Raw genomic sequence first — 21,044 nt, 5'->3', positions numbered from 1 at the left:
GTTATGGTAGTGAAAATAAAGTTCTATGACCTCATTTATTCACTTACCAAGTAAAATACTTTATTATTAAAAGAAGAAAAACAGAAATAATTGCTAATAGAGTAGCTAAGGAGAGATTCCCATGTCTGCAACCAAAGGTTTAGAAGGAATTGTAGCCACAACCTCGTCGATCAGCTCCATTGTAGATGGTGTGCTTACGTATCGCGGGATTGATATTGATGACCTCGCTGAAAATGCGACATTTGAAGAAGTTATTTATTTGCTTTGGTTCGGGAAATTGCCTACACAAGCTGAGCTTGAGAAATTGCAAAGCGACCTAAACACATTCAGTAAAGTACCTGATGCGGTTATCGACCTTATTCGTACATTCCCGAAAGATGTTAATTCCATGGCAGCGCTTCGTACAGCTGTTTCTGCCCTTGCGCTTTATGATGAAGAAGCGAACGATGCAAGCATGGAATCCAATGTGCGTAAAGCGATTAAGCTGCAAGCACAAATCCCTGGCATTATCGCAGCATTCGCCCGTATTCGTGAAGGGAAAGAGCCAGTTGCTTCCCCAGGATATTCGTCCGTAGCTGCTAACTTCTTGTTCCAACTTACTGGCGCAGAGCCAGATAAAGTTGCTATCGAAGCATTAGACAAAGCGCTTGTTCTGCATGCTGACCACGAGTTGAATGCTTCTACATTCGCAGCCCGTGTTACTGTTGCAACGCTTACAGATATTTATTCGGGTATCACTTCCGCAATCGGCACGCTTAAAGGACCTCTTCACGGTGGTGCGAACGAAGCGGTTATGGTTATGTTGGAAGAAATCGGAACTGTTGAGAACGTTGTTCCTTACATCAACGGCAAGCTAGAGCGCAAAGACAAAATCATGGGCTTCGGACACCGCGTATACAAAAACGGCGATCCACGTGCGAAGCACTTGCAAAAAATGTCTTATGAGCTTGGTAAATTGACAGGCAATTTGAAATGGTACGAAATGTCCATTAAAGCTGACGAGTTGGTAACAGGTCTTAAAGGTTTGAAACCAAACGTTGACTTCTACTCGGCATCCGTATACACTACGTTGGAAATCCCACGCGACTTGTTCACGCCGATTTTTGCGATCAGCCGTACCTCTGGTTGGGCTGCTCACATCTTGGAGCAGTACGAGAACAACCGCTTGATCCGTCCGCGCGCTGAGTACACAGGTCCTGTTAACCAAAAATATATTCCAATTAGCCAGCGCTAATTGCTAATGTTTCAAACTCAAGGTGCGGGCAGTTCGGTACCCAGCCCCAGATTCTCTGGGGGAGTACTGAACTCCCGTCGCTTTTTGTGTGCCTATTACATAGGAAAATAGATCAGTTTTAACACATTAGAGGAGGAACTAATCATGCCACAATTCGAAACTTACGAACTTCCAACAGAAGGTCAAAAAATCACGATCGAGAACGGTGTACTTCAAGTACCTAACAACCCGATCATCCCTTACATCGAAGGAGACGGTACAGGTCCTGACATCTGGGCTGCTTCCGTACGCGTATTGGATGCGGCTGTTGAGAAAGCATACAAAGGCGAGAAAAAAATCGCTTGGTACGAAGTATTTGCTGGTGAGAAAGCATTCAACAAATTCAACAACTGGCTGCCAAACGATACACTAACGGCAATGCGCGAATACATCGTGTCCATCAAAGGACCTCTTACAACGCCAATCGGCGGTGGTATTCGTTCCCTGAACGTTGCGCTTCGTCAAGAGCTTGATCTGTATGTATGTTCCCGTCCAGTTCGTTACTTCAACGGTGTTCCATCCCCAGTTAAACGTCCTGAGCTAGTTGACATGGTTATTTTCCGTGAAAACACAGAGGACATCTACGCTGGTATCGAGTGGGAAGCTGGTTCTGATGCAGTTAAGAAAGTTCTTTCCTTCTTGCAAAATGAAATGGGCGTTAAGAAAATTCGTTTCCCTGAAACTTCAGGTATCGGTGTTAAACCAGTATCTTCCGAGGGTACTGAGCGTTTGGTTCGCGCGGCAATCGAGTACGCGATCAAACATGGCCGTAAAACAGTTACATTGGTACACAAAGGTAACATCATGAAGTTCACAGAAGGCGCGTTCAAAAACTGGGGTTATGCGCTTGCTGAAGCTGAGTTCGGCGACAAAACATTCACATGGGCACAATACGACCGCATCAAAGAAGAGCAAGGCGCTGAAGCAGCAAACAAAGCTCAAAAAGATGCTGAAGCTGCTGGCAAAATCATCGTAAAAGATGCGATTGCTGACATCGCGCTTCAACAAGTATTGACGCGTCCTACTGATTTCGACGTTATCGCAACCTTGAACCTGAACGGTGACTACCTGTCTGATGCACTAGCAGCACAAGTTGGCGGAATTGGTATCGCACCAGGAGCGAACATCAACTACGTGACTGGTCACGCAATCTTCGAAGCAACACACGGTACAGCTCCTAAATATGCTGGTCTTGACGTTGTAAACCCAGGTTCCGTTATCCTTTCCGGCGTTATGTTGCTTGAGCACCTTGGCTGGTTGGAAGCGGCTGAGCTGATCTACAAAGGCTTGGAAACATCCATCAACAACAAAACAGTAACGTATGACTTCGCTCGTCTAATGGAAGGCGCTAAAGAAATCAAGTGCTCCGAGTTTGCGAATGAAATCATCAAAAACATGGCATAATTTGACGTAAGTGTTTGTAAGAAAAGACTATAACTCGTATAGGAGGTCTTTCTTAATGGCTATTCGTCGAAATAAAATTACGGTTGTTGGTGCTGGGTTTACTGGCGCAACAACAGCGCTAATGCTAGCACAAAAAGAACTTGGTGACATTGTTCTGCTCGACATCCCACAATTGGAGAACCCTACGAAAGGGAAAGCGCTCGATATGCTAGAAGCCGGTCCGGTCCAAGGCTACGACGCTCAGATCACGGGGACATCCAATTATGCGGATGCGGTAGGGTCCGACATCGTGATAATCACAGCAGGTATCGCTCGTAAGCCTGGGATGAGCCGCGATGACTTAGTGAATACGAATGCGGGGATCGTGAAGTCCGTATGTGAGAACGTCAAGGAAGTTGCTCCAGATGCCATCGTGATCATCTTGAGTAATCCTGTTGACGCCATGACGTACGTCGCGTATCAAGCGCTTGGTTTCCCTAAGCATCGTGTAATTGGTCAATCTGGCGTTCTAGATACAGCTCGTTACTTAACGTTCATCTCGCAAGAATTGAACGTGTCTGTTGAAGATGTCAAAGGTGTCGTGATCGGCGGTCACGGCGATGACATGGTTCCACTCGTACGCTACACGTATGCGGGCGGCGTTCCAATCGAGAAGCTGATCCCAGCAGATCGGATTGAAGCGATTGTCCAACGCACACGCACAGGCGGCGGTGAAATCGTGAACTTGCTCGGCAATGGCAGTGCCTATTATGCTCCAGCAGCGTCACTGGTTCAAATGACGGAAGCAATTTTGAAAGACAAAAAACGTATTATCCCAACGATAGCGCTGCTTGAAGGCGAGTACGGTTATGACAATCTGTTCATGGGTGTTCTGACGATTCTAGGTGCGAACGGCATCGAGAAAATTATGGACATCGAACTGACGGACACGGAGAAAGCTGCTTTGGATAAAACGGCGGAATCCGTACGTAACGTCATCAAAGTGGTAACGGGGTAAACGATATACGAGGAAAGGCCAACCTTCTGGAAATTCGGAGGGTTGGCTTTTTTTTGTATCGATAAACAAGAAGATGTTTGACCATTCGCTATTCGTTGAGCATGAAGCCTTTGAAAATTAATCCCATGCATAGTTGTTTGTCTTGACATTCATAATATAATGGGGTATGTTTTATATGTTCAAATGTTTAAGTATTTAAACTAATAAACATATACTTGAAGATCATATATAAACTGGAGGCGTTACAAATGACAAAAACAGTGTTAATCACAGGAGCTACGAGTGGACTAGGGAGTGAATTCGTACAATTATTTGCAAAAGATGGATATGATCTTGTACTTGTGGCGAGAAATGAAAAGAACCTTGAGGAAATCAAGCAAACTTGGAAGGATGTTAATGTTACTATCCTGCCTAAAGATTTGAGTGAGCCAGGAGCCGCTAAAGAAGTATTTGAATTTGTCCAACAAAGAAATATTACAGTGGATGTACTTGTTAATAATGCTGGTTTCGGTTTAATGGGGAAATTTGACGAATTGGATATTCAAAAACAAGTAAATATGATTCAATTAAACGTAACCGCTCTTACAGAGCTTACCTACTACTTTCTGAAGGGCATGAAACATAGAAACCATGGTAAAATTATGAATGTTGCCAGTACAGCGGCATTCCAACCCGGTCCTCTCATGGCCATTTATTATGCAACCAAAGCTTTTGTCTTGTCATTCTCAGAAGCTCTTGTTGAAGAATTAGCCCATACAAATATTACTGTGACAACGTTGTGTCCTGGAGCAACTAAAACCAATTTTGGTGCTGTAGCCAGTGTTGAAAGCACGAAAATGTTCAGCAATGCCATGGCTTCCGATGTAGTCGCTAAGGAAGGGTACGAGGCGATGTTGAAAGGAAAACGAGTGGTTATTACGGGTGCTCTAAACAAGGCAGGAGCGCTTGGTTCAAAGTTCCTCCCTAGAAGTGTAGCCGCGAAAATTGCAAAATATGTGGCAGGAGAGAAATAATTATAGGAAGTAGGAAGTGACCTATGACCCAGACAGCAATCGATGTATTCAGATCATGTATCCCTCTTTTCCAGGCGCTCAGTGATCCTGCCAGACAAGATATCATTATGCAATTAGCAGCAAATGAATCCTTAAGTGTCAATGATATTGCGGAGCAATCACGACTTTCTAGGCCAGCTATTTCCCACCATCTTAAAATACTGCGTGATAACAAGCTAGTACTCATAGAGCAGAAAGGTACGCAGCGCTACTATTCTCTGTCCTTGGAGCAAAGTGTTGAACAATTAAAAGAACTTATTGGGATTGTCGAGAATGAATGTCTATAATTTAACTGAAAGCATGGAGAAACCTACGAGTATGCGTAGGTTTTTTTTCATTTTATACCCCAGGCTGAGTCATCAATTTTCTCGTTCAGGTGATAACTATGCATCTTCAGATATTCTTTAGATTTATCCACCTATATTCCTCAGAAACTTTGTTTATGATTATTTCATCAACGAATGGGAGGTTAAATCATGAACGAAACAATCCTACAACTTGTCCATGATTATGGGTATATATTTTTTCTGCGCATTCTGTTTTGGGCCATTCGGGTTTCCAATTCCGAATGAAGTCACCATTCTAGCAGGGGCAATCCTGATTGCGAATACCGATTTAAATCCGTGGTTGGTCTACTTGTTTTTACTGTGTGGATTATTATGTGCGGTTACTATGGGCTATATCCTGGGGAGTCTATTCGGGAAGAGATTCACTTCCAGGTTTCGAAAGAACCGTTATTTGAGCAAAGCGGAAGAGCTGTTTCACAAATACGGATCAATAGCGATTTGCTTAGCTTATCTTTTGCCTGTAGTTCGTTACTTCATTCCTGTCTTGTCAGGAATCAATCGTGTATCCTACCGTAAATTCGCCTTGCTTTCGTATACTAGCGCATTTGTGTGGACATCGGTTTATTTTACCGTTGGTTTATTACTTGGCAATCATTGGTTGCATGTTCCCTCTTTTGTTGATGTGGAGTCGATGATGATTGGACTCTTCACTACTTATTTCTTCTTCTGCTTGGTCAAAAATCTTGTAGCAATCTATGGGAATGGACAGTCAAGTATGAGTCATTCAAGAATTGAAAAAAATAACGGTTAAGGGGGAATTATGATGACACAAGCTAATTTCATGCTTTTTTTAAAGAAATTTATGAACAATCCCAAACAAGTTGGCAGCATTTCGCCGAGTTCACGTTTCTTGGCTAGAAAGATGGTACAGTCTGTTCCCTGGCATCAGGTAAGAAATGTGGCAGAGCTTGGTTCGGGCACAGGCGCAATTACTTCGTGGATTTCATCTTATGTATATCCAGAGACCAATGTATTCCTGTTTGAAAAAGAAGGACAAATGCGAAGTCAGCTACAGCGGAAGTACGCTGGGTTTGCGTGTCACTCGGATGCGTGCCAGTTAACTACTACGATTAGCCGCTATGCCATTGACCAGTTGGATTGTATAATTAGCGGATTGCCTTTTTTTAACTTTGAAAGGAATTTGCGCGAGACTTTAATGAAGCAAATTAAGCAGGCGCTGAAGCCTGATGGTCATTTTGTAGCTTTTCAATATTCATTGCAAATGAAAACTCATTTTATGAAATATTTTGACATCGAAAAAATATCGTTTGTTCCTTTCAATGTCCCGCCAGCATTTGTGTATGTTTGCAGGAAGAGAGCAAAGGATGGCGAGTTGTAGAGGGGGAGTACGAAATAACTACAATATTAGTGGTGGATGATGACGCCGAAATTAGAGATGTAATTCATATTTATATGAGAAATGAAGGATACAAGGTCATAGAGGCTGAGAACGGACACAAGGCGGTAGAAGCAATGAAGGTTCATCCTGATATTTCACTCGTTATTTTGGATGTGATGATGCCCGTCATGAATGGCATTCAATCGTGCATGCGAATTCGGGAAACCTCAACCGTTCCTATCATTATGCTCTCTGCCAAAGATGATGACTTGGATAAGATTACAGGCATTTCAATCGGAGGGGATGATTACGTCACGAAGCCATTTAATCCACTGGAATTACTTGCGAGAGTAAAGGCGCAGCTTCGAAGGCAGTCGTACTCCTCACCAGAGAGGGATGTGTAAACGATTGCTATACAGGAACTACTCATCGATAAGACCAAACACTTCGTTTCAGTGAGAGGAAAGCAGGTAACACTGACTCCGCTTGAATTTGCTATTCTTGAATTGCTGGCAAGCTATCCAGGACAAGTGTTCAGTGCAGAAAAAATTTACGAATCCGTGTGGAAAGAATCATCTGCCTATACCGATAATACCGTCATGGTGCACATTCGAAATTTACGGGAGAAGATAGAGGAGACGCCGAGAGAACCTCGCTATATCAAGACCGTTTGGGGAGTGGGGTATAAAATTGAAAGATAAGTTGCCCATACTTTTTAAACGGAAGAACAGCATTCAGGTGGATATGATCTGGACCTTTGTGATAAGCATGTTCATTGCTTTAATCATTATCGCAATAATGGCGAACCTCTTTAATCGTTATAGCGGATATCGCTATATTGTATATCTTCCTTATTTCAATGTAGCGGCGTACATTCTTGCATTTATTGTTTCTTTTTTTATTTTAACACGACGTGTGGTAACGTATTTACGAACCTTAGAAGAGGGGCTCTCCATCATCGCGGAAGGAAATTTAAGCTGTAGAGTACCTATTCTTCGAAAGGACGAGATTGGAAGAGTGGCCTCTAGTATTAATCTAATGACGGAAAAATTAGAGAAACAGATTCAGAAAGAGCGCGACATCGAGAAATCCAAGCTTGATCTGATCACTGGTGTGTCGCATGACTTGCGAACGCCATTAACAAGCATTATTGGCTATTTGGATTTACTGAGAACAGGATCCTATCAAAATAAAGATGAATATGACAGATTCGTTAAGAACACGTATAGCAAAGCCATCCATTTTAAAAAAATTATTAGATGATTTGTTTGCCTATACAAGGTTAACCTCCACCAATATGAAGCTAGATCTTAAACCTGTTGATATTCATGACCTGATTCATCAATTACTCTTTGAATTTGAGCCCATTGCTATGGAGCATGGTGTATCGATCGTTCGAGATTGCTCACGTATGCATGCTGTTGTGATGATAGATAGTGATAAATTTGTGAGAGCCCTCGATAATTTACTGATGAATGCTCTTAAATACACCATAAAACCAGGTTCAATACGTGTTTATACACAACTGGATGAAACCAATTTCTATGTTACTGTTGAAAATAATGCAGAGCCGATAACAAAGGAGCAGGAAGTGAAGCTTTTTGACAGTTTTTATGAAGTGGATGACTCCAGGCAGAGCGAACAGATCCAGACAGGTTCAGGATTAGGTCTTTCCATTGCCAAGAATATTACGGAGTTGCATGGAGGAACCCTTGGACTCACACATCAAGATGGTGTCTATCAGTTCACAGTTAGGATGCCGCGGGGCTCCGAATAAGGGGATAAATTAGACACATTTTTATGGACAAATCGTGAAATGGCCAGAATGTTGATATCGCTTTCTTGTTACACCTGAACCTATTCTGTATACTACAAGAGAATGATTTTTATTTAAAAATGGCGGAGGTTGATTCGATGTATCATGTTTTGATTTTTTTACATGTGATTAGCGCTTTGTTGCTTGGTTCTTATGTTGTGTTCCCTTTCCTTGTGGGACGAGCAGGAAGTTTGTCTGGGGCAGCGCAAGAAAGTTTCGCGGGATTGCTTGCGTCGTTGAACCGCGTTGGCCAATTTTCCTTGATTGTGACTTTCCTCTCAGGAGGAGCGATGATTAGTCAACTAGATCCAAAGCCTTCTGCCCTGTGGATGGCTCTGGCAACGATTCTGCTTGTAATCGTGGGTGCGGCTACAGGCATGATCGGCGGTCGTATCAAAAAACTGAAAGCGAGCAGCGCAGCAGGAAAAAGCACAGCTGCGGATGCTTCGAAAATTAAAGCGTTTAGCTGGATTGCTGCTATTGCAGTTATCCTTGCTATTTTGATTATGACAAATCCTCAAATCTTGTCGTAAGCGAAACAAAGGATACAAAAAGAACCTCTTATTTCGCATAGCTCATGCGGGATAAGGGGTTCTTTCTTTGTGATACACCTAACTGGGATCTGCAATATCTAACGTGATTTCATCCAGTGTTTTCTCGAAGGACGCGCTCATATTCTCGAGGAAATAATCGACTTCCGGCATGTTCATTTTCTGCAAGCTTTCCAGCACCTGCTGCTTAGCTACGATAAATTCACGGTTGCCCGTGGAGAGCTCGGTCAAGCACTTGATGTAGGCTTCGAGCAGATCGGCAGCTTTTACCCAACGATAGAGCTCAGGATCTGGATCCTGAATGAGACCGCGGTAGATGCCGCTAAGCGCCGGCGGAATTGTGCTGATCAAGCGCTCAACAGCGACTTCTTCAATTTGCCGAAAATTACGTAGGATTCGCTCATTGTTGTGCTTCACAGGCTGAGGAATATCGCCAGTCAGTACTTCGGACGCATCGTGGAATAGCGCAATGGAAACGACGCGATCCGTGGGCACGCTGCCCCCGAACACTTCATTGGAAATCGTGCAAAGCATGTGAGCAATGGAAGCCACGTAGAAGGAGTGCTCGGCGACATTCTCGCGGCGCATGTTCCACATGAGGCTCCAGCGATCAATATATTTGAGACGATATAAGTAAGCGAAAAAGTGATGATGCATGGGGCTGAGCTCCTTCATGTTTGAGTTGAGGGGCCGAGTAACACGGCCCATTATTTGACGCTCGGCGCCACCCGCGCCGCCACCTTCCCGGTGGCGGGGGTGTAGACGAGCGGCTGCCCGATCAGCGCTTGCAGATCGTCAAGCGCGATCGTGACCTGCCCGTGCTCGCGCAGCACGGGCTGCCGCAGCCGGACGCGCGCGCCGTCCTCGCGCGTCGCGGTCTTCGCATTCACCCGCAGGGTGAATGCTTGTTGCCCCAGGCGGAGGCGCAGCTCTCCGCCTTCCGCACTTGCGCTGCCGCCGAGCTGCGCTGCGGCAGCGGCCGCGTCCACGCGCAGCGGCGCGCTGCCCGGCTGCGCCGTAACCCGGCGCTGGATCGAGCGCTGCAGCCCCTCCGGCGTGATGCCGGGGCTGCCCGCGTTGATCCGCGGGATGAGCAAGTGATCGGCGCTGCGCGTCGCCATCTCGGGCGAGATCGTGAAGGCGTAGCGGATGCCCGCCTTCGCCACTTGCTCCGTCGCCGCTGGCGACGTGATGCCGTACGGGTACGCCATCGCGTCGAGCGGCGCATCCGTCAACCCCGCAAGCTTGCTGACGCAGGCTTGCGCATCCGTGAACACACGCTGCTGATAAGCAGCAGCGTCCTCGCCATCAAGCCTTCCAACAAGCGCGGCTTCCCCATTGGGCAGCTTATGGTGAAGGTTGTCCGTGTGGCAGCCGATATCGATGAAATTGGTCGCATGCGTCATTTCACTGATCTGCTCCTTTGACATCGAAGGGATGTAGGAGGCCAGAGGATTAGCAAGATCGGTCGTGATGACGAAGTTCACAGCGGGTATGCGTAAGCTTTTCAGAATCGGATAAGCCCCTGTATAAAAGCTCTGGTACCCGTCATCGAAGGTGACGAGCACGGCATTTGGCGGCACGGTGGCCCCAGCCATATAGGCTTTGAACTCGTTTAAAGTGATAAAATGATAGCCATTGCTGAGCAGCGTTTCTAATTGATTTTGAAAAAGGACCGAAGTGATCGTGCTTGAACTCGTATCCGTATCATGAATGTGATGATACATCAGGACTGCCACTTGATCTTGATAGTAAACCGTGTCGGAACGCTTCGCTTGAAGCGGTGTCAGCAGAAGTGTGAGCCCAATCAGACTGATAAGGGCCGTGAGCGCAAATCTTTTGTACATGTCAGCGAATCTCCTTGTTTTCCTCTTAAGTACCATCGAACTGTGCCTAAAAGGTATGGTATAATAAGTAGTAATGTTCATGATTATGTGTGTAAGTGAGAGAGGAGCTAGACAGCGTTATGCAGCATTTTTATCAAAGTGTTTATGATCTGATTGTCGAAACATCCACAAATCTTCCAGGCGATGTGCGTCGTGCGGTTCAAGCCGCGCAGGAAAGAGAGGATAAAGGAACGCGTTCAGCGTTATCCCTATCTCGAATTGCGGATAACATTCACATGGCGGAGTGCAATGTATCCCCAATTTGTCAGGATACAGGAATGCCAACGTTTATTATACACTGTCCAGTTGGGGCAAACCAAATCGTAATGAAGAAGCATATCCTAGACGCGGTTGCGAATGCAACGAAAGCAAGCAAGCTTCGCACGAACTCCGTTGATTCTTTGACGGGGGCGAACAGCGGGGACAATCTTGGACCTGGTACGCCTGTCATTCATTTTGAGCAGTGGGAACGCGATGAAGTTGAAGTGAAGCTCATTCTCAAAGGCGGCGGCTGCGAGAACAAGAACATCCAATACAGCTTGCCAGCTGATCTTGAGGGCGTGGGCAAAGCGGGCCGCGACTTGGACGGTATTCGCAAATGTATTATGCACGCGGTTTATCAAGCACAAGGCCAAGGCTGCAGCGCGGGCTTCATCGGTGTTGGGATCGGCGGCGATCGTACAAGCGGGTACGAGTTGGCGAAGCATCAATTGTTCCGTCAAGTTGATGATGTGAATGAGCACCCTGATCTTCGCAAAGTGGAAGAATATGTGATGGAGCACGCAAACACGCTCGGTATTGGTACGATGGGCTTTGGCGGTCAAGTGACGTTGCTTGGTTGTAAAGTTGGCGTGATGAACCGTTTGCCTGCGAGTTTCTTCGTTTCTGTTGCCTATAACTGTTGGGCGTTCCGCCGTCAAGGCGTGCTGTTGAATCCAGAAACAGGCGAAATTAACGGCTGGTCCTACCCGAGAGGAACGGAAGTTTCGTTCCAAGAAGCTTTCGAAGCAAGTGCGGAAGAAGCTAGAAATACGCCGCAAGAGGAGCGTAAAGAGATCGTCTTGACGACGCCGATTTCGGAAGAGCAGATCCGCAGCCTGAAAGTAGGCGATGTGGTTGTGATTAACGGAACGATGCACACGGGTCGTGATGCGCTTCACAAACATTTGATGGATCATGATGCCCCAATTGATTTGAACGGAGCGGCTATTTACCACTGTGGTCCTGTTATGAGCAAGGATGAGTCGGGAGAATGGCACGTGAAAGCGGCAGGACCGACGACGAGTATCCGTGAGGAGCCTTACCAAGGCGAGATTATTAAGAAATTCGGTATTCGCGCTGTCATTGGTAAAGGCGGCATGGGTCCGAAAACGTTGGCTGCCCTGAAAGAGCATGGCGGTGTGTATTTGAATGCCATTGGCGGCGCCGCACAGTACTATGCTCAATGCTTCAAGAAGGTAGAAGGCGTAGACTTCATGGAATTCGGTATTCCAGAAGCGATGTGGCACTTGGAGACAGAAGGCTTCGCAGCGATTGTGACGATGGATTCCCATGGCAACAGTCTGCATGCGGATGTTGAAAAGAACGCCTTTGAGAAATTGGCTGCGCTGAAAGAGCCAGTTTTTAAATAATGGACGATTTTCACATTTACAAAAAAATAACTGGATTGTTCCTGGAAGAAAGGGTTACTATTTAGAGTAGCCCTTTTTTCTTATTTTACTGAAAAAGGTACTGACTTATCACCTTTCTGGAGGTTAACGCATCCATGACGAAGTTTCGCGCCAAGCTGACGTTTATTCTAATTGTATTAATTGGAAGCTCGATGTTAATCGCAGGTATTTTTATGGCGAAGGTGCTCGAGAACTCTCACGTGAAATCGCTACAAGAGAACATGGAGCGAGAGCTTAAAGTGATTGCATCCAGCGGAGTCTGGGATTATCAAGGGACCGAGAGTGAGCTGTTTCAATTCTACACGGCACAGGCGCATCGTTTGAAAGAAGCGACCAATGAACGCATGACCTACGTACGAGCCGATGGGAAAGTACTGGGTGATTCTGACCAGCTTCCTGAGCAAATGGACAATCATTTGAATCGTCCTGAAATTGCAGCTGCCATCGCAGGTGGAATTGGTTACACAACGCGCTACTCCGACACGTTAAAAGAGAAGATGTTGTATGCGGCTATGCCCGTGAAAAATCCAGCCAAGGTAACCATTGGCTACATACGTATATCCATGAGCTTGGAACAAGTGGATCAATCGATTCGAAGCTTGTGGTATTTCCTCATTTCGGGATTGCTCCTTCTGTTCCTAGTTGCAGGCGTTGTGAGTTATCGAATCGCGAAGAGCATCACGCATCCGATCGAGAAAATGACGAAGGTTGCCCAGCAAATTACGAATATGAACTATGAATCACGCGTTCCGACCTACCAGGATGATGAAATTGGACAATTAGGCGTTGCTATTAATCGCATGTCCGAAAGCTTGCAAGGGCAAATGGCCCGTATTCAAGAGAATGAGCGCAGGCTGCAAGGCGTGATGGAAAATATGATGAGTGGTGTCATGATGATCGATCGTGACGAGCGCATTATGCTGCTCAATCCTTCTGCAGAAACGATTCTCGGCTTCTCTTCGCAGGAGCTGTTAGGGAAGAAATATAATGAAGCGAAGCAGCAATTTGAATTTACGAAGCTGATTCAAGAATGTATCGAGCTGCAGGAACCGATTTCCGATGAGATGATGTTCTATTATCCATCTGAGCGTATTCTTGACATTCATTTGAGTCCGATCGCGCACGAGGATGAGGAATGGTCGGGCGTATTAATCGTGCTGCATGATATTACAGCGGTGCGTCGATTGGAACGGATGCGCAGCGAGTTCGTGGCTAACGTGTCGCATGAGCTGAAGACGCCGATTGCGGCTGTCAAAGGGTTCGCCGAAACGCTGCTGGCGGGGGCGCTGAATGATAAGGAAACGGCCGTGTCGTTTCTGCAAATTATTTTTGATGAGAGTGAGCGGTTGAACCGGTTGATCGGGGACATTCTTGAGCTATCGAAGATCGAGTCCAAGCGCATTCCGATGCATTTCTCGCCGGTATATTTACCAGAATTTCTGGAGAGATCCTTGAGTGTTCTGCGCAAAGAGGCGGAGAAGAAGCATATTGAGCTCACTATGCAAGTGGAAGAAGATATGTATATCGAAGCCGATGAAGACCGTTTACGGCAAATTATTATCAACTTGTTGTCCAATGGGATTGCTTATACGCAAGAAGGCGGGAAGGTCAAGCTGCGCGTTGAGCCGCTGGATATGAATGCAGATGGGGATTACGAGCGTCTTCGGTTAATCGTGACGGATACGGGGATGGGGATTCCGAAGAAGGATTTGCCGCGCATCTTTGAGCGTTTCTACCGTGTCGATAAAGCCCGTTCTCGCAGTTCAGGCGGTACAGGCCTCGGCTTGTCGATTGTGAAGCATCTCGTAGAAATGCATAAGGGGACGATTCGCGTTGAGAGCGAAGTCGGAATCGGGACCAAATTCACAATTGAACTGCCCGTTATTCATTAATTAGCCTGGAATTGCCGCTTATTTACACCACGATGATGATTCGTTTACAATGCCTTTACAAACGTATGTTACACTTGGCTTGTGCAATGTTAAAAAACTGTAAATACGGGGGATCCCATGGCGCAGAAAATACTTGTCATTGAAGATGAGCCGACCCTGGCTCGATTATTATCGTATAATCTTTCTCAGGAAGCTTATGATACCAAGGTGATTGACCATGGTGGAGACGGCCTGCAAGAAGCCCTTCAACAGTCCTACGATTTAATCATTTTAGATATCATGCTCCCGGGTCTTAATGGATTTGAAGTGCTCGCTAAGCTGCGGCAAAAGGGGAACCGCACCCCGGTCATCATTCTGACCGCACGTAACGCCGAAGACGAAGTCGTGCAAGGCTTGAAGCACGGGGCTGATGATTATATAACAAAACCATTCGGTGTAGCTGAGCTTCTTGCCCGCGTTGCGGCAGTCTTGCGTCGAACACAATCCGATGAAGTGGCTGGTGATGTGTCCAAATCGAATGAGAAAGTGATTCAAGCCGGCGAGCTGCGGATTTATCCTGAGAAGTATGAAGTGATGCTTGGTGGGGAATCGATTCCGTTACGCCCGAAGGAGTTTGAAGTGCTGCTCTATCTCGTGCAGCGTCCAGGTGTCGTCGTCACGCGCGATGATCTCATGAACATCGTCTGGGGCTTCGATTATATTGGCGGACAACGTACGGTGGATGTCCATGTGAGTTCCTTACGCAAGAAGTTGGAAATGAACCAACAATCAGTACAAATTGATTCCATTCGCGGCGTTGGGTACAAGCTGGTCGCGACAATGATTAAGAAATAAGAAGCATGGGAGCTGGTCAGCCAGCGTCCATGCTTTTTTCGTTAGAACACAATTGCATACAATCACCGCATAATCGGGAATTTTATTGGAAGCGGCCTCTTGGTTATAATTAGGCAATAGGAACTGGTGGCCACAACCATCGGAATGAGCTGGTAAAAGTTGAAGGAGGAACATCATGTCTACTAAGTATCGTATCGCAATTATTGGGTGTGGAGGTATTGCCAACGGCAAGCACATGCCAAGCCTTAGCAAGTTAGACAATGTGGAAATGGTTGCCTTCTGTGATATCGTCTCCGAACGTGCACAAGAAGCAGCGGCGAAGTTCGGGAAAGAAGATGCGCGCGTGTACGAAGATTATCGTGAGGTGCTGGAAGACCGCTCCATTGACATTGTTCATGTCTGCACGCCAAATGATTCCCACGCGGAAATTACGATTGCTGCATTAGAAGCGGGCAAGCACGTTATGTCTGAGAAGCCAATGGCGAAAACGGCAGCAGATGCAAGACGTATGGTTGAAGCTGCGAAACGCACTGGCAAAAAGCTGACAGTCGGCTACAACAATCGCTTCCGCGGCGATAGCCAACATTTACATAAGCTTTGCTCTGAGGGTGAGCTTGGTGAGATTTACTTCGCGAAAGCACATGCGATTCGTCGCCGCGCAGTCCCAACATGGGGTGTGTTCCTTGATGAAGAGAAGCAAGGCGGAGGCCCGTTAATCGACATCGGTACGCATGCGCTCGATTTGACGATGTGGATGATGAACAACTACGAGCCTGCTGTTGTCTTGGGGACTTCGTACCACAAGCTGTCTCAGCGTGAAAATGCCGCGAATGCATGGGGACCATGGGATCCAGCGAAGTTTACGGTAGAAGATTCCGCTTTCGGTATGATCACCATGAAAAATGGCGCAACGATCATTCTAGAGTCAAGCTGGGCGTTGAACACACTTGAAGTAGATGAAGCGAAATGTACCCTTTCGGGTACAGAAGGCGGCGCAGATATGAAAGGCGGACTTCGCATTAATGGCGAGAAACACAGCCGTTTGTTCACGACCGAAGTGGAGCTGAATGCCGGCGGCGTTGCTTTCTATGATGGTAAAGCAGAAGTCGCATCGGATCTGGAGATGAAGCTATGGATTCAAGCGATCGAGAATGACACAGATCCAGTTGTTACACCAGAACAAGCGTGTGTGGTATCTGAGATTCTTGAAGCGATCTATGAGTCAGCGCGCACAGGTAAAGCTGTTTATTTCGACTAAATCAGACCTATTTCCTGGGAAATATTTCTTGCATGAAAAATCCCTTCTTCCGATTTACGTTATCGGTTGAAGGGGTTTTTCGTTGTTTTACGATGCTCGCCTGGCGTTGTGCCTGTGCGTTGTTTAAATATTTTGGAGAAATGATGTAAATCCGCAAACCCACAATAGTCTGAAATGGATTCATGGCTGAGTTCTGTATTCGAAAGTAATTCCTTCGCATGATGGATGCGCATTTGTAATAAATACTGATGCGGTGAAGTCCCGTATCTTTGCTTGAAGAGGAAACTGAACCTAGAAACGGATAGATTCGCTCGCTCCGCCATGTCTTCTACTGAAATAGGATCACTTAAATGACTGGAGAAGTAGGAGGTGATCCAATTTAAGGTTGGAGTCGGTGAAGGGACATCGCGCTGATAGGCTTCCAAAATAGAAATGATAATCTCTAGCATAGCGTGCTGAGCCTTGAGATGAGAAATGGGATTATCCACCTTGACAAGTTCAATGGTTTGCAACAGCTTTTCTTTAATAATAGAAGGGTTCTGCGGCTGAACGTTTACAGGTACACGAATGCCAAACAAGTCATAGATCGTGGGTTGCATTAGATGCGTGTAGGCAGAGAGGTCGATTTGGCCTGGCCGCGTAGGGAAGCTGTCTTCCCGATTCACATTATAGGCGATATCAAAATGTAAATAAGGGGTAACGGTGCGAGTCAGTCCCTCTAAAACGAGCAGGCTGCCTGGCTGAACGAGGCAGAATTGACCAGGATAGAACATTAACTTCTGATGATCGACCCAGAAACAGCAGGTCCCCTCTTGAATGTACACAAGCAAATAATCGAGAAGTCTACGCTCGGGATAGCTCCAGGGCTTGCGAACCGCATAGTCACATTCCCTGATAAAAGGAACGATTGATGGAGCATGTAATCTGTTTAACAGCATGCTAGATCCCCGCTTTCTGTAATTGGAACGGTAATAATTGCTCTACTCGCATGATGCGCCTGTTCTTATTGTAGCCTAGGGATTTTTAGGATTCCAGTTGTTTTTGACAAAACTATGATCTGGTTTGACAAAGAATCATCGCAAATTGGACCTTATAATAAAGCTATAAATAGACAAGTTGAGGTGCATAGCGAATGAGTAACCTAGAAATTAACCAACTGAATGAACTACCTTTAATTGAGGACAGTTATGAGTTATCACAGGAACAAAAAGCGAGCTATCAACGAGACGGCCATATCGTTCTTCGCGGGGTTGCGAGCGAAGCTGAGATTCAAGTTTATGAGCCTATCATTTCAAACTTGGTGAGGACCTTGAATAACCAAGATAAACCGCTTGAACAGCGTGATACGTATGGGAAGGCGTTTATTCAGATTTCGAATTTGTGGGAACAAAGTGAAGAGGTTCGCCGTTTCGTATTTGCAAAGCGTTTTGCCAAAATTGCTGCGGATTTAATGGGTGTTGATGGCGTGCGTATGTATCATGATCAAGCCCTATATAAAGAGCCGCATGGCGGACATACTCCATGGCACCAAGATCAAATTTATTGGCCGTTGGATACAGATAAAACGATCACCATGTGGATGCCTCTCGTTCCGATTTCAGAAGAAGTAGGGTCGATGACTTTTGCATCACAATCGCATCACATGGGTTACATCAATAAAATGGTTATTTCTGATGAATCTCATCGCACTCTTGCGGGATATATCGAAGCCAAAGGCTTTGAGACCAAGTCGCATGGCGCTATGAAAGCTGGGGATGCCACGTTCCACGCTGGTTGGACGCTGCACAGCGCGCCTGGCAATCCAACCGACACCATGCGCAAAGTCATGACAGTCATTTATTATGCGGATGGCTTGCAGATTGCTGAACCAGATAGCAAAGCACGTGAGAGTGACTTGAAACGGTGGTTTCCTGGCCAACAGCCAGGGGAACTAGCTGCTTCAGATTTGAATCCGTTATTGTATAGCCGTAGTTGGAATCAAAAGAATATCTAAATACCTCGTCTTAAAATAAGAGCCTGGCCTACCATTTTTTTGTGGCAGCCAGGTTTTTTGTTTATGAAAATTTAACTTCAAAAATTGGTAAAAAAAGAGGTGGGGTTCTAGCGAAATCTAAGATAAAATAAGATGGTATATAGCATTTTTAAGAGGAGGGATTTCGTGACGTGGACACGTAGGGAATTGAAAGAAAGAGAGAAACAGGTATTACGACTTCATACTGGCGAGCATTTCTCGTTAGCTTGTTATTAGCTATTGTCAGATATTTCCTTATTATCATACGACCAAAGCTCAGCTTTACCTGGCCCTGCGTCAGCGTGCTTTGAAAGAAGGCATATGCATCGCAGAAGAACTTTAACTTACGTTAATCTAGTTATTAGAGGAGTTGATTATTGTGCCCACACCAGTTACTGTTCCCACGTCTCCAGTTACGATTGGCACTTCGAAGCATGCGATTACGATGGTGATGGGCATGTGGCTCATTATCGGACTGTTCATCGATGGGTTCGCGCATAACCATGGGGCCGTGGAAACCTTTTTCACGCCATGGCATGGCATTCTCTATTCCGGGTATTTGGCATGTGCGATATGGATTTTCCATATGATTCGCAGCAATAAAATCAACACGATGTCTGCGTCATGGATTGAAGCGATTCCAGCTGGATATAAGCTGGGCGCATTCGGTGTAATTCTTTTCTTTTTCGGCGGACTTGGGGATATGTATTGGCATACGGTATTCGGCATTGAGAAAAATATCGAGGCGCTTCTAAGTCCAACGCATCTGTTGTTGTTCTCGGGCGGATTGTTGATCATTACAAGTCCTTATCGGGCTTTAAGTCACGGAGAGAAGCGTGCAGCGCCGACATTCCGCCAGCTGTTGCCTGCACTAACTTCAATTGCACTCACGTTTACCGTGATGGCGTTCTTCCTGATGTATGCCTGGTCGTTCCGGCAGAACTTATGGATGGCGCGTGAGGAGGACGCAATTGCGAGGGCAGTCGTTGATTTCCTCATCACGACGATGCTGCTCGTCGTTCCGTTGATGGTCGTACTGCGGAGATGGAAGCTGCCCTTCGGAACCGTGACGTTCTTCTTTCTATTCGAGTCGTTCTTCCTCGCGGTTCTGGACGGATTCGAGCAATATGGATCCATCATTATACTTCTCATTAGCGGCATCATTGGCGATGTGATGTTCCGTGCTATCAAGGATAGAGAGACTACGGATTGGAGATACAAAGCGGTGTTCTTTGTGCTTCCTGTTCTTGTCTGGAGCTTGTATTTTGCAGGGTTGAAGCTATTCGATACGCTGGATTGGGCGCCTGAGCTATGGGGCGGCAGCATCTTCCTTAGTGCCCTCTGTTGCATGGGCCTCAGTATTCTGGCTGCCCCAGTCGAATCCCGCTCACGCAAATGAAAATCAAGCTATTCCTTCTAATCTCACTAACGGTTACGCTCACTGGATGTGGGAAATCTGCTTCCATGACCATCGATATGTCGGATAACTCGGGTATGTCGGGGATGGTCATGCCATCGCCATCGTCCCATCAACATGCCAGCGAGGCGATCGCTCATTTCTCCGTAGATTCGCCGAATTATTTGCCGAAGGAGAAAGCGAACATTGTTATTCTGATTCAGAATAAATTCAAGCGGCCTATCGAGCGGTATGAGGAGATGCACGAGAAACGGATGCACCTTTTTGTGGTCAGTCAGGATTTGTCGTACTTTGAACATCTACATCCGAGCTACGCGGGCGGCGGCAGGTTCGATGTTCAAACTTCGTTTCCGGCAGGTGGACACTATCAGCTTATCGCTGATTTTATGCCAACGGACTTTGGTGAAACCGTGCAATCGCATTGGGTGACGATTAACGGCAAAGCCCCGAAGCCGATCAAGCTTCATCCAGACAACAGCCTAACCAAAGTTGTCGGAGACAAGGAAGTGACACTCGCTTTCGACCATCTGATGGCAGGTATGCCACTGGATATGGTGTTTACGTTTAAGCAAGCAGGGACGAGAGCGCCCGTGACGGACCTTCAGCCTTATTTAGGCGCTGCAGGTCATGTGGTGGCCATCAGTGAGGACGGGAAGGAGTTCGTGCATGTGCATCCCTCGAATTCGGAGCCAACCGCAGGTCCCACCGCGGCGTTCAAGATTCAATTCCCGAAGCAAGGGATCTATAAAATTTGGGGACAATTTCAGCAAAATAACGAAGTATTCATCGTGCCTTATGTCATTCAAGTGAAGATGTAAGTCTGCTGTGGTACAATAACCCTATTACCCAATAGGAGTGTGTGGAATGACAGCTTCACTGAATGAGAAAGAACTTGTCCAATTCATCATTGGCAAGACGAAAGCAGATCCCAAACAAATTGAGCTGGTGCTGAAGCACGAGAAGGCTTATATCGCCAAAATCGAGCAAAGCTCGAAGGGCGAAGTGGATATCGACATCGATGACGTCATCGATCATATATTGAGCCGACCGGATGTGAAGCTAAGCGAGCTTGCGGTAGATACGATTTTGGAAGCGGAAATGGAATACATGATGAAGAACGGATTTGCAGGTTATATGGACTAAATTAACGAGGCCAAGCAAGTTAAATAAGGGATAAGGGGTAGCCGAGAGGTTACCTTTTTTTTGTCTTATATGCGTTTGAAAACGCTGACAGCTGCGAGATAGTCACTTAAGCAATAGAGAAACATTTTATTGACTTAAAAGTTAATTGGTTAAT

General features: G+C 46.1%; 21 protein-coding genes and 1 pseudogene. 19 read left to right on the top strand and 3 right to left on the bottom strand.

The annotated features are described in order from the left end of the window. Positions 1-121 precede the first annotated feature (121 nt). From citZ to MJB10_RS19790, 11 genes and pseudogenes are all read left to right on the top strand, one after another. Entirely contained in the window at positions 122-1,234 is a 1,113-nt protein-coding gene (citZ, locus tag MJB10_RS19840; protein ID WP_314797520.1) for a citrate synthase, read from the top strand. Positions 1,235-1,378: 144 nt separating this feature from the next. Next, entirely contained in the window at positions 1,379-2,677 is a 1,299-nt protein-coding gene (icd, locus tag MJB10_RS19835; RefSeq protein ID WP_314797519.1) for an NADP-dependent isocitrate dehydrogenase, read from the top strand. Positions 2,678-2,732: 55 nt separating this feature from the next. Continuing rightward, a complete protein-coding gene (mdh, locus tag MJB10_RS19830) occupies positions 2,733-3,674 on the top strand; it encodes a malate dehydrogenase (protein ID WP_314797517.1) in 942 nt (313 codons plus the stop codon). 248 nt (positions 3,675-3,922) lie between these two features. Beyond that, complete coding sequence (locus MJB10_RS19825; RefSeq protein ID WP_314797516.1) at positions 3,923-4,687, top strand: SDR family NAD(P)-dependent oxidoreductase; 765 nt, start codon at positions 3,923-3,925, stop codon at positions 4,685-4,687. A gap of 23 nt (positions 4,688-4,710) precedes the next feature. After that, positions 4,711-5,013, top strand: a complete 303-nt coding sequence (locus tag MJB10_RS19820; protein ID WP_314797515.1) for an ArsR/SmtB family transcription factor — start codon at positions 4,711-4,713, stop codon at positions 5,011-5,013. A 217-nt stretch (positions 5,014-5,230) separates the two neighbouring features. After that, positions 5,231-5,824: a DedA family protein gene (locus MJB10_RS19815; RefSeq protein ID WP_314797514.1), complete on the top strand. Its 594-nt coding sequence runs from the start codon at positions 5,231-5,233 to the stop codon at positions 5,822-5,824. A gap of 12 nt (positions 5,825-5,836) precedes the next feature. Beyond that, a complete protein-coding gene (locus MJB10_RS19810) occupies positions 5,837-6,412 on the top strand; it encodes a class I SAM-dependent methyltransferase (protein WP_314797513.1) in 576 nt (191 codons plus the stop codon). 14 nt (positions 6,413-6,426) lie between these two features. Beyond that, positions 6,427-7,113 (top strand): annotated as a pseudogene (locus MJB10_RS19805) (winged helix-turn-helix domain-containing protein). Further along, a complete protein-coding gene (locus tag MJB10_RS19800) occupies positions 7,103-7,675 on the top strand; it encodes a HAMP domain-containing protein (protein ID WP_314797511.1) in 573 nt (190 codons plus the stop codon). Before MJB10_RS19805 ends, MJB10_RS19800 begins: the two are co-directional and overlap by 11 nt. After that, positions 7,614-8,189, top strand: a complete 576-nt coding sequence (locus MJB10_RS19795; protein WP_314797509.1) for a sensor histidine kinase — start codon at positions 7,614-7,616, stop codon at positions 8,187-8,189. Before MJB10_RS19800 ends, MJB10_RS19795 begins: the two co-directional genes overlap by 62 nt. A gap of 137 nt (positions 8,190-8,326) precedes the next feature. Beyond that, a complete protein-coding gene (locus MJB10_RS19790; RefSeq protein ID WP_314797507.1) occupies positions 8,327-8,761 on the top strand; it encodes a hypothetical protein in 435 nt (144 codons plus the stop codon). A gap of 78 nt (positions 8,762-8,839) precedes the next feature. On the opposite strand, the gene yfbR is transcribed toward MJB10_RS19790, so the two are convergent. Further along, on the bottom strand, positions 8,840-9,436 hold the full coding sequence (gene yfbR, locus MJB10_RS19785; protein WP_314797506.1) for a 5'-deoxynucleotidase: 597 nt from the start codon (positions 9,434-9,436) through the stop codon (positions 8,840-8,842). A 50-nt stretch (positions 9,437-9,486) separates the two neighbouring features. After that, positions 9,487-10,626, bottom strand: a complete 1,140-nt coding sequence (locus MJB10_RS19780) for a polysaccharide deacetylase family protein (protein ID WP_314797505.1) — start codon at positions 10,624-10,626, stop codon at positions 9,487-9,489. Between the two features lie 119 nt (positions 10,627-10,745). On the opposite strand from MJB10_RS19780, the gene MJB10_RS19775 reads away from it, so the two are divergent. The 4 genes from MJB10_RS19775 to MJB10_RS19760 all read left to right on the top strand — a co-directional run bounded on the left by MJB10_RS19775 (position 10,746) and on the right by MJB10_RS19760 (position 16,319). Next, a complete protein-coding gene (locus MJB10_RS19775; protein WP_314797503.1) occupies positions 10,746-12,296 on the top strand; it encodes a fumarate hydratase in 1,551 nt (516 codons plus the stop codon). A gap of 134 nt (positions 12,297-12,430) precedes the next feature. Then, positions 12,431-14,227 (top strand): two-component system histidine kinase PnpS, encoded by a 1,797-nt coding sequence (gene pnpS, locus MJB10_RS19770; protein WP_314797501.1) that lies wholly within the window; start codon positions 12,431-12,433, stop codon positions 14,225-14,227. Positions 14,228-14,344: 117 nt separating this feature from the next. Next, positions 14,345-15,061 carry a response regulator transcription factor gene (locus tag MJB10_RS19765; protein WP_314797500.1) on the top strand — a complete coding sequence of 239 codons (717 nt, stop codon included), beginning with the start codon at positions 14,345-14,347 and terminating at the stop codon, positions 15,059-15,061. A 175-nt stretch (positions 15,062-15,236) separates the two neighbouring features. Then, positions 15,237-16,319, top strand: coding sequence for a Gfo/Idh/MocA family protein (locus MJB10_RS19760; protein ID WP_314797498.1), 1,083 nt, complete (start codon positions 15,237-15,239; stop codon positions 16,317-16,319). 59 nt (positions 16,320-16,378) lie between these two features. On the opposite strand, the gene MJB10_RS19755 is transcribed toward MJB10_RS19760, so the two are convergent. Beyond that, on the bottom strand, positions 16,379-17,257 hold the full coding sequence (locus MJB10_RS19755; protein WP_314797497.1) for an AraC family transcriptional regulator: 879 nt from the start codon (positions 17,255-17,257) through the stop codon (positions 16,379-16,381). Positions 17,258-17,451: 194 nt separating this feature from the next. Between MJB10_RS19755 and MJB10_RS19750 the strand changes: the two genes are divergently transcribed. The 4 genes from MJB10_RS19750 to MJB10_RS19735 all read left to right on the top strand — a co-directional run bounded on the left by MJB10_RS19750 (position 17,452) and on the right by MJB10_RS19735 (position 20,890). Beyond that, complete coding sequence (locus MJB10_RS19750) at positions 17,452-18,312, top strand: phytanoyl-CoA dioxygenase family protein (protein ID WP_314797496.1); 861 nt, start codon at positions 17,452-17,454, stop codon at positions 18,310-18,312. A 397-nt stretch (positions 18,313-18,709) separates the two neighbouring features. After that, positions 18,710-19,729 (top strand): hypothetical protein, encoded by a 1,020-nt coding sequence (locus MJB10_RS19745; RefSeq protein ID WP_314797494.1) that lies wholly within the window; start codon positions 18,710-18,712, stop codon positions 19,727-19,729. A gap of 65 nt (positions 19,730-19,794) precedes the next feature. Continuing rightward, a complete protein-coding gene (locus tag MJB10_RS19740) occupies positions 19,795-20,565 on the top strand; it encodes a hypothetical protein (protein WP_314797492.1) in 771 nt (256 codons plus the stop codon). 46 nt (positions 20,566-20,611) lie between these two features. Next, positions 20,612-20,890 carry a hypothetical protein gene (locus tag MJB10_RS19735; protein ID WP_314797490.1) on the top strand — a complete coding sequence of 93 codons (279 nt, stop codon included), beginning with the start codon at positions 20,612-20,614 and terminating at the stop codon, positions 20,888-20,890. Positions 20,891-21,044 lie beyond the last annotated feature (154 nt).

Source organism: Paenibacillus sp. MBLB1832 (genome assembly GCF_032271945.1).
GTDB lineage: Bacteria > Bacillota > Bacilli > Paenibacillales > NBRC-103111 > Paenibacillus_E > Paenibacillus_E roseopurpureus.
This window is presented reverse-complemented; position numbering and strand designations above follow the sequence as displayed.